This window comes from Niveispirillum sp., from assembly GCF_017996735.1.
In the GTDB taxonomy this organism is placed as follows: domain Bacteria; phylum Pseudomonadota; class Alphaproteobacteria; order Azospirillales; family Azospirillaceae; genus Niveispirillum.
In genome coordinates, this window is the sequence record NZ_JAGOGJ010000164.1 from 1 (window position 1) to 12,700 (window position 12,700).

At 64.9% G+C, this 12,700-nt stretch carries 12 protein-coding genes and 1 other RNA gene; all 13 read right to left on the reverse strand.

Annotated features, from left to right (window positions below):
* On the reverse strand, positions 1 to 96 hold a 96-nt coding region (locus tag KBA48_RS29245; RefSeq protein WP_292912229.1), incomplete at its 3' end, for a Mur ligase domain-containing protein.
* 3 nt (positions 97 to 99) lie between these two features.
* Positions 100 to 303 (reverse strand): hypothetical protein, encoded by a 204-nt coding sequence (locus tag KBA48_RS29250; RefSeq protein WP_292912219.1) that lies wholly within the window; start codon positions 301 to 303, stop codon positions 100 to 102.
* Positions 300 to 1,406 (reverse strand): undecaprenyldiphospho-muramoylpentapeptide beta-N-acetylglucosaminyltransferase, encoded by a 1,107-nt coding sequence (gene murG / locus KBA48_RS29255; protein ID WP_292912220.1) that lies wholly within the window; start codon positions 1,404 to 1,406, stop codon positions 300 to 302. The genes KBA48_RS29250 and murG overlap by 4 nt, the downstream gene beginning before the upstream one ends.
* The gene (gene ftsW / locus KBA48_RS29260) at positions 1,403 to 2,527 is read right to left on the reverse strand and encodes a putative lipid II flippase FtsW (protein WP_292912221.1); all 1,125 of its coding nucleotides are present in this window, start codon (positions 2,525 to 2,527) and stop codon (positions 1,403 to 1,405) included. The genes murG and ftsW overlap by 4 nt, the downstream gene beginning before the upstream one ends.
* A 2-nt stretch (positions 2,528 to 2,529) precedes the next feature.
* On the reverse strand, positions 2,530 to 3,927 hold the full coding sequence (gene murD / locus KBA48_RS29265) for a UDP-N-acetylmuramoyl-L-alanine--D-glutamate ligase (protein WP_292912222.1): 1,398 nt from the start codon (positions 3,925 to 3,927) through the stop codon (positions 2,530 to 2,532).
* 8 nt (positions 3,928 to 3,935) lie between these two features.
* Positions 3,936 to 5,021: a phospho-N-acetylmuramoyl-pentapeptide-transferase gene (mraY, locus tag KBA48_RS29270; RefSeq protein WP_292912223.1), complete on the reverse strand. Its 1,086-nt coding sequence runs from the start codon at positions 5,019 to 5,021 to the stop codon at positions 3,936 to 3,938.
* Complete coding sequence (locus KBA48_RS29275; RefSeq protein WP_292912224.1) at positions 5,011 to 6,489, reverse strand: UDP-N-acetylmuramoylalanyl-D-glutamyl-2,6-diaminopimelate--D-alanyl-D-alanine ligase; 1,479 nt, start codon at positions 6,487 to 6,489, stop codon at positions 5,011 to 5,013. Before KBA48_RS29275 ends, mraY begins: the two co-directional genes overlap by 11 nt.
* Before the next feature lie 168 nt (positions 6,490 to 6,657).
* Entirely contained in the window at positions 6,658 to 8,127 is a 1,470-nt protein-coding gene (locus KBA48_RS29280) for a UDP-N-acetylmuramoyl-L-alanyl-D-glutamate--2,6-diaminopimelate ligase (protein WP_292912225.1), read from the reverse strand.
* Positions 8,127 to 9,941 (reverse strand): penicillin-binding protein 2, encoded by a 1,815-nt coding sequence (locus KBA48_RS29285; RefSeq protein WP_292912226.1) that lies wholly within the window; start codon positions 9,939 to 9,941, stop codon positions 8,127 to 8,129. Before KBA48_RS29285 ends, KBA48_RS29280 begins: the two co-directional genes overlap by 1 nt.
* On the reverse strand, positions 9,938 to 10,384 hold the full coding sequence (locus tag KBA48_RS29290) for a hypothetical protein (RefSeq protein ID WP_292912227.1): 447 nt from the start codon (positions 10,382 to 10,384) through the stop codon (positions 9,938 to 9,940). Before KBA48_RS29290 ends, KBA48_RS29285 begins: the two co-directional genes overlap by 4 nt.
* A complete protein-coding gene (gene rsmH, locus KBA48_RS29295) occupies positions 10,381 to 11,346 on the reverse strand; it encodes a 16S rRNA (cytosine(1402)-N(4))-methyltransferase RsmH (RefSeq protein ID WP_292912230.1) in 966 nt (321 codons plus the stop codon). Before rsmH ends, KBA48_RS29290 begins: the two co-directional genes overlap by 4 nt.
* Positions 11,346 to 11,822 carry an MraZ family transcriptional regulator gene (locus tag KBA48_RS29300; RefSeq protein ID WP_292912228.1) on the reverse strand — a complete coding sequence of 159 codons (477 nt, stop codon included), beginning with the start codon at positions 11,820 to 11,822 and terminating at the stop codon, positions 11,346 to 11,348. The genes rsmH and KBA48_RS29300 overlap by 1 nt, the downstream gene beginning before the upstream one ends.
* A 640-nt stretch (positions 11,823 to 12,462) precedes the next feature.
* Positions 12,463 to 12,700, reverse strand: an RNA gene (gene rnpB, locus KBA48_RS29305) — RNase P RNA component class A; the annotation flags it as partial.

Genomic DNA, 12,700 nt, shown 5'->3' on the forward strand with positions numbered 1-12,700 from the left:
GCCCAGATTGTGCAGCACCTCGGCGATGCCGGACATGCCGATACCGCCGATGCCGACGAAATGCAGGGTTCCGATATTCAGCGGCAAGGCCCGCATGGGTCAAACTCCAAGACGACGGGTGATGGTGGAATAATCATGGTGCAGGCGCGGGGCGATCTTTTGTTCCAGATGTGGAACGAAGTCGCCTTTCACAAGGCCCTGTGGTTGCGGCAGGGTGAAGCGGCGGCGCGTCAGACCGCCCAGAAGCTGCGGGAACTCCCGTTCCAGTTCTGCCAGTGTCCGCTCGACCAGACCGGCTTTCATGCTTGTTCCCCCTTCACCAGGCTTTCGACGGCATCGGCCAGACGATCGGCGGCATCCGGGATGGCCCAGGTGGCGGCAGCCTTCGCGGCCTGGGTCAGGCGTGACGGATCGGCCAGGAAGGCGGCCAATTGTTCCGATACCGCAACGGGTGTGAATTCCTGTTGCGACAGCAGCCAGGCGCCCCCGGCCTCCACCAGCGATTTTGCGTTCGCGGTCTGATGGTCATCCATGGCGTACTGATAGGGGACCAGCAGGGAGGGGCGGCCAACCACCGACAATTCCGCCACTGTTCCGGCACCGGAACGGGCGATCATCATGTGGCACCCCGCCAGCTTGGCCGGCATGTCCTTGAAGAAGGTGGCCAGTTCCGCCTCCACGCCCATCTGGGCATAGGCGCTGCGGGCCGCCTCGATATTTTCCGCCCGTGCCTGCTGCACGATCTTCAGGCGGTAGCGCACATCCTCCGGCAGCATTTCCACCGCGCGCGGCAGCACCTCGCCAAAGATCGCGGCCCCCTGGCTGCCGCCGGTGATCAGCAGGTTCAGCGACCCGCCGGCATAGGGCGAGGGGTAGGGCGCGTCGCGTAGGGCCAGGATGTCGGGGCGAACCGGGTTGCCGGTGCGGATGATCCGTTTGCCATCCTCGGACCCCAGGCCCGACACGGTGGGGAAGCTGGTGCAGATCATCCGTGCCTTGGCCGCCAGCAGGCGGTTGGCGCGGCCCAGCACGGCATTCTGTTCGTGCAGCAGCGTGGGAATGCCGGCCGACTGTGCCGCGAATACCGTTGGCACCGACGGATAGCCGCCGAACCCGACCACCAGGGCCGGCTGCAATTGCCGGAGCAGCGACCGCGCCTGCGCCGTGCCGAACACCAGTTCGACCACCATGCGCAGCTTGGCCACAAGGCCGGGGGCGGCCGTGGCGGCGCGGATACGCTCCACCCGCACATCGGGCAGATTGTCGCCAAAGGCCTTGCCGCGTTTGTCGGTCACCAGAATGACCGAATGCCCGCGCGCGATCAGCGTGCGGGCAAGCGCCTCTGCCGGGAACATGTGGCCGCCGGTACCCCCGGCCGCCAGGATGATGGGGCGCTGCTCCGTCATAGCGCCTCTCCCGGTCCGAAGCGCTTGCGGGTCAGGGCCAGCACCATGCCCATACCGATGCCCAGCGCGATCAGCGACGATCCACCATAGGAGATGAAGGGCAGGGTCATGCCCTTGGTCGGCATCAGATGCAGGGCGGAGCCCATATTGATCAGCGCCTGCAGGCCGAACTGCATGGTCAGACCGCTGGCCGCCAGCATCACGAACAGGCTCTGATCATTCGATGCACGGGCGAAGCTGCGCATCACGACGAAGCCGAACAGGCAGATGATGATCATGCAGGTGATCATCCCCATCTCCTCACCCGCGACGGAGAAGATGAAGTCGGCATGGCTGTCGGGGATCGACATCTTGACGGTGCCCTGACCCGGCCCGGTGCCCCAGATGCCGCCCTTCTCGAAAGCTTCCAGCGACCGTGCCACCTGATAATTGTCACCGGCGGCGGGGTCCAGGAACCGGTCGATACGGCTCTGCACGTGCGGGAACAGGAAGTAGGCGCTGACCAGACCACCCACGCCCATCACCACGCAGGACGCGACAAACACGATGGGCAATCCTGCCAGGAAGAACTGGCCGAAGAAGATGCAGGTGATGACAAAGGTCTGGCCCAGGTCAGGTTGGCTCATCAGCAGGACAACGATCAGGCCGTAAAGGCCGATGACGACCGGAATGCCGGGCACATTATCCTGCGTGCGGTGCAGGGCGAACAGCCAGGCGGCGACCACGGCGAAGGCTGGCTTCAGGAATTCCGATGGCTGTACGGAAATGCCCGGGAGCTGCAGCCAGCGGGTGGCGCCCTTGATCTCCATCCCGATGAACAGGGTCAGGAACACCCCGAAGGCGGCGGCCAGGAACAGGATCACGGCCAGCCGCCGCACGCCCCGTGGCGACAGCAGCGACACGCCGAACATCAGGCCCAGTGACGGGATCAGCACCAGCAGATGCTTTTCGATGAAATGGAAGCTGTCGGTGCCGATGCGGGTGGCCACGGCGGGGCTGGCCGCCTGGACCAGAACCACGCCGATGGTGGCGATCAGGATAACGGCTGCCATGGTCCAGCGGTCAACGGTCCACCACCAGCGCCCCAGGATCGAATGATCGGTACGGGAGAAGGACACCATGATCAGACGATCTCCCCAGCAGACAAGGCCTTGACGCGGGCCGTGAAATCGTCGCCGCGTACTTCGAAATTCGGATATTGGTCAAAACTGGCGCAGGCCGGCGACAGCAGCACCACCGGATGCTCCCGCCGTTCCAGCCTTGCATGGGCGAAGGCTTCCTTGACGGCCACGTCCATGGTGCCGCAGCGCATGTGGGGAACGCTTCGGTCGGTCAGCCATCGCGCGAACTCCTCCGTCGCGTCGCCGATCAGGAAGGCATAGGCGACGGACGGCATGAACCCGTCCAGCCCGTCCAGGCCCGTATCCTTGGCCTTGCCGCCCAGGATCCAGTAGATGGGCTGGTAACAGGCCAGCGCCTTGGCTGCCGCATCGGCATTGGTGGCCTTGCTGTCATTGACGAAGCGGATGCCATCAATGGTGGCCACCAGGCTCTGGCGGTGGGCCAGACCGGGGAAGGTGCGCAACCCGTCCAGGATATCGGCATGGTTGATGCCGACGGCACGGGCCAGGGCATAGGCGGCGGCGGCGTTCTGCCAATTATGCTTGCCGGGAAGGGCGGGCAGGCTGCGCAGGTCGGTCACGGGGTGATGATGGCTGCCCCGGTCATCGACCAGAATGCCGTTCTCCACCCCGATGCCACCGCTGACGGGGCCTTCGGCGCTGATGCGGATCACCTTGCCCGGAAATTCGGCGTCCAGTTCCAGGGCCATCCGGGCGCAATGCGGATCGTCGATGCCGATCACGGCCACCTGTGTGCCCGTGGCCATCCCCTTCTGGAAGACCAGCTTCTTGGCCGCGATATAGCCTTCCATGCCGCCATGGCGGTCAAGATGGTCGGGCGTGATGTTCAGCAGGACGGCGGCGTCGAAACCCAGCGACGGCGTGATTTCCAACTGATAGCTGGACATTTCCAGCACATAGACCCCGTCGGCGCCCAACGGATCGAACGACAGGGCCGGGATGCCCAGATTGCCGCCCACCTGCGTCGGCCGGCCCGTGCCCGCGATGATATGGGCAACCAGCGAGGTGGTGGTGGATTTGCCATTGGTGCCGGTAATGCCGACATAGGTGGCTTTGGTCTGCGCCTGACGCAGCAGCTCAATATCGCTGATGATCGGCACGCCCGCCGCCTTGGCCTTGGCGGCGATCGGGTTGGGTGCCGGATAGGTGTGCGGGATGCCCGGCGACAGGACCAGGGCGTCAAGCCCTGTGAAATCGGTGTCGTGCAGGTTGGTCAGGTCGATCCCGGCCTCTGCCGCGGCCTTCTGCCCGCCGGCGCCATCGTCCCAGGCCAGAAGCGTGGCCCCGGCCGCCTTCAGGGCGCGGGCCGCCGTCAGGCCCGACCGGGCCAGACCCATCACCGCAATCCTGCGACCTTTCAGATGGCCAAGATCAATCATTCCAGCCCTCAACGCAGCTTCAAGGTGGACAGGCCGACCAGCGCCAGGATGACGGCGATGATCCAGAACCGGATGACGACGGTCGGTTCCGACCAGCCCTTCTTTTCAAAGTGATGGTGGATCGGGGCCATGCGGAACACGCGCTTGCCCGTCAGCTTGAACGACGCCACCTGGATCATCACCGACAGCGCCTCCAGCACGAACAGCCCGCCGACAATGGCCAGCACCAGTTCATGTTTGGTGATCACGGAGATGGCGCCCAGGGCGCCGCCCACCGACAGCGAGCCGGTATCGCCCATGAACACCATGGCCGGCGGCGCGTTGAACCACAGGAAGCCCAGGCCAGCCCCGACCAGCGCGCCGCAGAACACTGCCAGCTCGCCCGTGCCCGGCACATGGTGGATGCCCAGATAGTTGGAGAAGATGGCATTGCCCGACAGGTACGCGATCAGGCCGAAGCAGGACGCCGCGATCATGATCGGCACCGTGGCCAGCCCGTCCAGCCCGTCCGTCAGGTTCACGGCATGGGAAGACCCGATGATGACGACGATGGCGAAGGGCACATAGAACCAGCCCAGATGGATCAGCAGATCCTTGAAGAAGGGCAGAGCCAAACCGGTGCCCATCTCCCACGGCGTCACCATCAGGTACCAGGCGGTGGCGATGGCGGCGACCACCAGCGTGGCCACCAGCTTCACCTTGGACGACAGGCCCTTGGTGTTGCGCTTGGTCAGCTTCAGATAGTCATCGCCAAACCCGACCAGACCGAAGCCGACCGTCACCAGCAGCACGATCCAGGTATAGGTGTTGGTCAGATCGACCCACAGCAGGGTGGAGACGATGACGGCGATCATGATCATCAGGCCGCCCATGGTGGGCGTGCCCTTCTTCTTCAGATGCGTTTCCGGCCCGTCGGTGCGGATCGGCTGACCTTCGCCCTGCTTCGATTTCAGCCAGCGGATGACGCGCGGCCCGATGACGAAGCTGATGATCAGCGCCGTCATGACGGCCCCGCCCGTCCGGAAGGTGATGTACCGGAACAGGTTGAAAATCTGGAACTCATCCGCGAGGGGATAGAGCAGGTTATACAGCATCGTCGTCTCTCGGTTTCCCCGCCTTGTTTCCGGCGGTCGTCCCTTGCGGGTTATTATCCTGATGCGCGCGGTCCAGCGCCTTCAGCGCCTCCACCACCAGCGCCATGCGGCTGCCGGCAGACCCCTTCACCATCACGGCGTCGCCGTCCTTCACGGCGGCGGTGACGATGGGGGCCAGGGTGGCGCTGTCGGCCTCGTGCGCGCCGCGCTTGTCGGCGGGCAATGCGTCAAACAGATGGCGCATATTGGGCCCGCAGCAGAAAACCAGATCGGCGCCGGCCGCCACGAAGGACGGGGCCAGGCCGGCATGCATGGCGGGCGCATGGTCGCCCAACTCCCGCATGTCGCCCAGAACGGCGATGCGCCGGCCCTTGGGGCCAAGGTCTGCGGCACCCAGCACGCCGGCGGCGGCCGCGACGGAAACGGGCGAGGCGTTGTAGCTTTCATCGATCAGGGTGAAGGCACCATCGGCGATCTCCACCGACCGGCGCTGTCCCCGCCCCTTGATGGGGGCCAGACCGGCCAGCGCCTGGGCCGCCGTCACCACGTCTCCGCCTGCCGCCTTGACGGCCAGCAGCACGGCCAGCGAATTGACCGCATGGTGCCGGCCCGGCAGCGGGATGGTGTAAGTGACGGTGATCCCGTCGATCCGGGCGGTGACCACGCCATGGTCGGCAGAACCCTGGTAGTCCAGCAGCCGCCCATCCGCCCCTTCATGCGTGCCGAAGGACTGGATACGTGTCAGGCCCTGGGTGCGGGCGGCGGCCAGCAGGCGGGCATAATGGGCATTGTCACGCGGCAGGATGGCCGTGCCCGACGCGTCCATGCCTTCGAAAATCTCCGCCTTGGCATCGGCGATATGCTCGACGCTGGCGAAGAACTCGATATGTACGGCCTCCACCGTCGTGATGATGGCGATGTCGGGCCGCACCATGCGCGACAGGGGGCCGATCTCACCGGCATGATTCATACCCAGTTCGAATACGCCGAACCGGCTGTCGGCGGGAAAGCGCGACAGGGACAGGGGCACGCCCCAATGGTTGTTCAAGCTGCCGACGGTGGCGAAGGTCTTGCCCTGGCTGTCCAGGGCGACCTTCAGCGCCTCCTTGGTGCCCGTCTTGCCGACCGATCCGGTGACGGCGATGACCTTGCCGCCGGCCCGCACCCGGCCCATGCGGCCCAGGTCCTGCAGGGCCAGCATCGTGTCATCGACCTTGATCAGGCGGGCGTCACCCTCCAGACCGGCCGGGATGTCGGCGACGATGGCGCCGGCGGCGCCCTGGCTCAGGGCCTGGGCGACGAAGGCATGGCCGTCGAAATTCGGTCCCTTCAGGGGGATGAACAGGTCGCCCCTGGTGATGGTGCGGCTGTCGATGGATACGCCCGTGACGGCCCAGGCGGCATTGCCCAGCGCCTTGCCATTGCAGGCCGCTGCCACTTCGTCGCCCGTCCACAGGATGTCAACCATCCGACCCACTCCAAGCCCTGTTACCCTCGACCTTTGATCGTACCGATCAAAGATCCCCTCAAACGCCGGGCGCCGCCATCCGGCGGCTTGGCTTACGGCACCATGTGGTGCCGGGCCGGCGGTCGCCGGCCTCATCGATACGGGCCCCCGGGGGCCCGTATCGATGGATCACAGACCCGCCACCACCTGACGGGCCACGCTGGCATCGTCGAAGGGACGGACCTCGGTCCCCACGATCTGCCCCTGCTCATGCCCCTTGCCCGCGATGATCAGCACATCGCCGGGACCCAGTTCGCCGATGGCCACCGCAATGGCCCTGGCCCGGTCGTCCACTTCCAGGGCGCCGGGACAGGCTTCCATGATCGCGGCGCGGATCGTTGCCGGCACCTCGCTGCGCGGGTTGTCGTCGGTGACGATGCAGCGGTCGGCCAATCTCGCCGCGATGGCGCCCATCATGGGCCGCTTGCCCTTGTCCCGGTCGCCGCCGCAGCCGAACACGACCGACAGCTTGCCATGCGTATGCGGCCGGGCCGCGTGCAGCACCGTCTCCAACCCATCCGGCGTATGGGCGTAATCCACATAGACCGCCGCACCGTTCTTGAGGGTTGCAACCATCTCAAGCCGGCCGCGCACGCCGGCCAGCATTGCAAGCTGGTCAGCCGCCTTGTCCGCATCCTCTCCGGTGCCGATGGCCAGACCCAGGGCGCACAGCGCGTTCCACACCTGGAACCGCCCGACCAGCGGCATCTCCACGGTCCGGCGACGCCCGAAAATCTCCAGCTCCAGCCGCTGGCCATGGGGCAGGGGCGTCACCTCGATGACGCGCAGTTCCTTACCCGCCTGACCAAAGCCGATGACCGTCTGCTTGCGGGCGTGCGCACAGGCCGCGATCTGGTCGAATTCGGGGATGTCGGCATTGATGACGGCCGTGGCACCCTTGGGCATCACGCGGTCGAACAGCATCAGCTTGGCCTTCAGATAGGCCTCCATGGTGCCGTGATAATCCAGATGGTCGCGCGTCAGGTTGGTAAAACCGGCGGCCGAGACCAGCACACCATCCAGGCGGAACTGGTCCAGCCCGTGGCTGGACGCTTCCAACGCCAGATGCGTGACGCCGGCCCTGGCCACATCCGCCAGGGTGGCATGCAGGGCCACCGGGTCGGGCGTGGTCAGGCTGTCGCTTGCCGGAAAACCGGGGGCGACCAGACCCAGCGTGCCCATGGCCCCGGCCTTGTGTCCCAGGCCGGCCCAGATCTGGCGCGTGAACTGCGCCGTGCTGGTCTTGCCGTTGGTGCCCGTGACGGCGGCGATCTTTTCCGGCTGCTCCCCGGAAAAGGACGCGGCCAGCAGGGCCAGACGGCGGCGGGGATTGGCATCTTCGATCAGGGTCACATGCCCGGCCCCTTCGGGCAGGGTGGTGCCCTTGGGCGCCAGGATGGCGACGGCACCGGCGGCGATGGCCTGCGGAATGAAATCACGCCCATCACGCAGTGTGCCCGGCAACGCGGCGAACAGCGTTCCGGGCACGACCTTGCGGCTATCCGCCGTGAGGTTGGTGATGGGTGGATCGCGCTCCAGCGCCAGCGCCGATACCGCCAGTTCCGTCCGTGATGCCATGATCTCCGACAGCCTTTTCATCAATCCTCTTCACCCCCGACCTGCAACGATGCGGGAACCGCCGCCACCTGTGCCCCATGGGGGGCCAGCGGGCCGGGATGCACAGACATCGCCTGGATCAGTTCGGGCGAGTTATTGTCCTGCGGCTTCACGCCCAGCAGCGGGCCGATCTGGGCGATGATGGCGCCGGCCGTCGGCGCGCCGACCCAGCCACCGGTCGCGAAACCGAAGGTCTTTTTGTTGCCCTTCGGTTCGTCCACCAGGACATAGACGACATAGCGCGGGTCGTTGGCCGGGAAGATGCCGGCGAAGCTGGAGATACGGGCGTTGGTGACATAGCCGCGACCCTTCACCTTGTCCGAGGTGCCGGTCTTGCCGCCCACGACATAACCCGGCACGTCCGCCTTGCTGGCCGTGCCTTCCGTCACCACCAGCCGCATCAGCTTGCGCATAGTGACGGAGGTCTGCTCGCTGATGATGCGGGTGCCCGGCACCTCGTTGGGGTTCTCACGGCGAAGCAGGGTGGCCGGATGCATGACGCCGCCATTGACGACGCCGCCCACGGCCTGAACCAGATGCACCGGGCTGACCGACATGCCATGACCAAAGGAAATGGTCATCATGTTCACTTCACGCCAAGGATTGGGGATCATGGGCCAGCCGCGTTCCGGCAGTTCCAGGCCGGCCTGACGCAACAGGCCCAGACGGCCCATGAATTCCTTCTGCGCGGACGGTCCCACCTGCTCCGCCATCTTGATGGAACCGATGTTCGAGCTTTCCTTGAAGATGTCGGCCACATCCATCCAGTGATTGACCGGGTGGTAATCCTTGATCAGGAAACGGCCGATCTTGATGGGGCGGGTAGTATCGAAACTGTCCTGCAACCGCACCTTGCCCGACTCCAACGCCATGGCGGTGTTGAAGATCTTGAAGGTGGAACCCATTTCATAGACGCCCAAGGTCGTCCGGTTGAAGCGCGGGTCGGTATCCTGTTCGGCCTGAGGCGGCGGCGGGGCATGCGGGTCAAAATCGGGCACAGAGACCATGCCCATGATTTCACCGGTGCGCACATCCATGACGATGCCGGCAGCCCCGATGGCGTTGAACTCCTCGACCGCGTTGACCAGTTCCTTGCGCAGCACATGCTGCAACCGCACGTCGATGGACAGGCGCAGCGGTTCGGGATTTTCCTTCAGCCGCGTGTCGAACGCCTGCTCGATCCCCATCAGGCCATGATTGTCCACGCCGCTGAACCCGACGACATGGGCGGCCAGATTGCCCTGCGGATAGACGCGGCGCTCCTCGCGCTGGAAATTCAGGCCGGGGATGCCCAGGCGGAAGACTTCCTGCTGCTGGCGCGGGCTGAGATTGCGCTTGATCCAGACGAAGCGCTTGTCCGACCGCAGATCGGCCATCAGCGTCTGAGGGTCCAGTTCCGGCAGGACATTGGTCAGCTTCTGCACCGCCTCGCCGGCATCCAGGATCAGCTTGGGATCCGCGAACAGCGAGGCGGTGTGCAGCGAGGTGGCCAGCAGCACGCCGTTGCGATCCACGATGTCGGCGCGGCTGTTGGTCATGGTCCGGCTGGCGGCGCGGGCCACCGTGGGTTCCGCCGGGCCGCCGAAGCTGACGGTGGCGTCCACCAGCTTGGCTCCCACGGCGCCGAACGCCAGCGTGAAGGCCGCCATCATCACACCCAGCCGCGACTTGCCCATGGCCAGCGCGCCGGCGGCGCGGCCATTGACACGGATGCGGGGTTCGGCGCGTCCGCCCTGGCCGTACCGGTCACCGCCGGCCAGATCGAAACCTGTCAGGCTGTAATTGATGTCGGTCATCGGGTGGCTCCATACTTCGCCAGGATCACCGGGCCCTCGGGCTGGCGGCGTGACGGGGCGGGAGGAACGGGACTGGCCTTGGGCGCGGGCGCCCGCTCGATCATGTCGGGACGGGCGCTGCCGGGCTTGCGGCCGGGGATCGGGGTGAACGGGGCCGGCTGATTCGGGTCCTTGTCCGGCAGGCTGGCCAGAGTGGCGATCTGGGCGGCGCGGGTCGGCTGCAACAGCAGATGCTCCGCCGACAGCTTTTCCAGACGGGTCGGGTCGTTCAGATAGGCCCATTCGGCCTTCAGGACCTGAATGGCCTCCTGCTCGGCCACGATGGCGCGGTTCAGGCGGGCAAGCTGCTGCTCCTGCTCCTGCGCCTTGTAGCTGGTCTGGTACAGGATGCCGCTGGCGGCACAGGAAACGGCGATCCAGACGATTGTGGACTTCCCGATCATGCGGCTTCTCCCTGTTCCCAGGCCGGTGCCTCGGTACGGATGGCGGTGCGCAGCCGGGCGGACCGGGCGCGTGGATTACGGGCCTGTTCTTCGGCACCCGGCCCGGTGCCGGATTTGGAGAACAGGCGGAAAGTGGGGGCCGGACCGGCGGCTGCCGGTCCCGGCAGATGACGCGACGGGCCCGGCATATTGCCCGACCGAGCCCGCATGAATTCCTTGACCAGCCGGTCTTCCAGCGAATGGAAGGTGACGACGCACAGCCGCCCGCCGGGCGACAGCAGCCGTTCGGCCGCGTCCAGCGCGCGTTCCAACTCGCCCAGCTCGTCATTCACATGGATGCGAAGACCCTGGAAGCTGCGGGTGGCCGGGTCGATCCCGTCCTTGGACTTGGGCACACAGGAACGGATCACGTCGGCCAGATCGCCGGTCCGCTCGAACTTCTTCTCCGCCCGGCGCAGGACGATGGCGCGGGCCACGCGGCGGGACAGCCGCTCCTCGCCATACCGGTAGAAGATGTCGGCCAGGTCCGCTTCTTCGGCATTGTTCACCACGTCGGCGGCGGTGGGGCCGGTGTCGCCCATACGCATGTCCAGCGGTCCGTCGAAACGGAAACTGAAGCCACGTTCCGGCGTGTCGATCTGTGGCGACGAAACGCCGATATCCAGGACGATGGCATCGACCCGGTTGATGCCGCGCGTGGCCAGCAGCGCTTCCATATCCCCGAAGCAGCCATTCAGCAGGGTCAGGCGCGGGGCATAGGCGGTAATCAGCGGCCGGGCGCGTTCATGCGCCGCCGGGTCGCGGTCGATGGCGAACAGGCTGATGGCGGCGCTGTCCAGCAGGGCGCGGGCATAACCACCGGCCCCGAACGTGCCATCCACCACCGTCTCGCCATCGCGGACGGCCATGTCGTTCACGACCTCGTTCAACAGGACGGGGATATGGACGGTCTGTGTGGTCATCATTCCCCCTTCGCCAAGCCGTTGGATTTGGCCAGCACGCTGGACAGGGAGATGTTGTTGGCGCGGGCCAGTTCGCGCGTGGTCTGCTGGAACTGCTGGAACGCGACCGGGTTCCACAACTGGAAAATCTTCCGGCGTCCATGGAACGTCACCGTATCGGTGATCCCCGCATAAGCGGCCATCTCGTCGGGCAGGCTGATGCGGCCTTCGGGGTCCATGGTGATGCGCACCGACTGACCGAACACCACGGTTTCGATCAATTCGCGCTCTTCGGGCGACATGGTGGGGGTTTCAAGCGCTTCGGACAGCTTTTCCAGGTGGGCCAGCGAGCAGGCGTCCAGCGCCGGTTCCTTCATCGAGGGGTAGACGATGATCTCCGTCTGACCTTCGCCCAAGGTCGCGCGAAAGGTCGCGGGAATGGATACCCGGCCTTTCTTGTCAACCTTGTTGACGAATGTCGACAGGAACAAGCCCATCACGCCCCACCTTGCTGGCGCCACCCCGGCACCGGATTTCCCATCGACCCCTGCAACGCCCTGTCGATCACCCCTTCCGATGCGGACCGGAAGGCGGCATCATCTGGGCATGAATGGGCTGATGGTCCCTGTCTTGGGTAGGTATGGGATATCATGGGAAATCGTGGGCGGTAAAGGGGGGATAATAATCTTTCCCGCCGATTCAGCTTTTTTCCACAGCGCGCGACTCGATCTGTGGATAGAATGTTGTTTAAGAAGATAAACAAGTTGATGCTTCAAGATACTCTTGGTTTTTCTTGTTCAGTTTCGATTCGCAGGGGACGACGGATTGCGGGCTATAGATTCTGGACGAGGGTTTTTTCTTTTGCCTAACCCAAAAGGTCAGGGTGTTTTTCTGTTATTTCGAAATTTGAAATATCGTCCTGATCGCGGTTAATGCATCGAAAACCGTGATATTTAAATTTCAAAACGCTATGGGTTGCCTAGATATAGTGGGGAAAACGCCGAAAAAGACCCAAAATATGGGCAGTGGCAAGGGCCTCCCGACGGCTTTGCAAGGGGTTGAGCCTGTGATGCAGCTCACACCGTATTCACCCTTTGTAAATATATTCACCCGGATTAATGCGGCACTGCAAGATAAAGGGCCAGACGGTCTGTAAGCCGGGTTCTGTCCGCCGGACCATATCCCACGTGTGGATGGTATCCGGGGGATGGTCATTCCTCTGGGATGCCCATTGCTGGACACCTCGCGCAACCCACCCGGACGACAGCGCGGAAGTGCGCCTGGGCGTTGCCGCCCGTGCCGTCCCTATTCGGTTTTGCTCCCGGTGGGGTTTACCATGCCAACCCTGTCGCCAGGGTCGCGGTGTGCTCTTACC

Bases quoted from the DNA above. Each gene is read 5' to 3' on its own strand.
- ftsW (WP_292912221.1), bottom strand. From the start codon at position 2,527: ATGGTGTCCTTCTCCCGTACCGATCATTCGATCCTGGGGCGCTGGTGG.
- KBA48_RS29285 (WP_292912226.1), bottom strand. From the start codon at position 9,941: ATGACCGACATCAATTACAGCCTGACAGGTTTCGATCTGGCCGGCGGT.
- KBA48_RS29280 (WP_292912225.1), bottom strand. From the start codon at position 8,127: ATGAAAAGGCTGTCGGAGATCATGGCATCACGGACGGAACTGGCGGTA.
- KBA48_RS29275 (WP_292912224.1), bottom strand. From the start codon at position 6,489: ATGGTTGACATCCTGTGGACGGGCGACGAAGTGGCAGCGGCCTGCAAT.
- mraY (WP_292912223.1), bottom strand. From the start codon at position 5,021: ATGCTGTATAACCTGCTCTATCCCCTCGCGGATGAGTTCCAGATTTTC.
- KBA48_RS29300 (WP_292912228.1), bottom strand. From the start codon at position 11,822: ATGGGCTTGTTCCTGTCGACATTCGTCAACAAGGTTGACAAGAAAGGC.
- murD (WP_292912222.1), bottom strand. From the start codon at position 3,927: ATGATTGATCTTGGCCATCTGAAAGGTCGCAGGATTGCGGTGATGGGT.
- KBA48_RS29250 (WP_292912219.1), bottom strand. From the start codon at position 303: ATGAAAGCCGGTCTGGTCGAGCGGACACTGGCAGAACTGGAACGGGAG.
- KBA48_RS29290 (WP_292912227.1), bottom strand. From the start codon at position 10,384: ATGATCGGGAAGTCCACAATCGTCTGGATCGCCGTTTCCTGTGCCGCC.
- rsmH (WP_292912230.1), bottom strand. From the start codon at position 11,346: ATGACCACACAGACCGTCCATATCCCCGTCCTGTTGAACGAGGTCGTG.
- murG (WP_292912220.1), bottom strand. From the start codon at position 1,406: ATGACGGAGCAGCGCCCCATCATCCTGGCGGCCGGGGGTACCGGCGGC.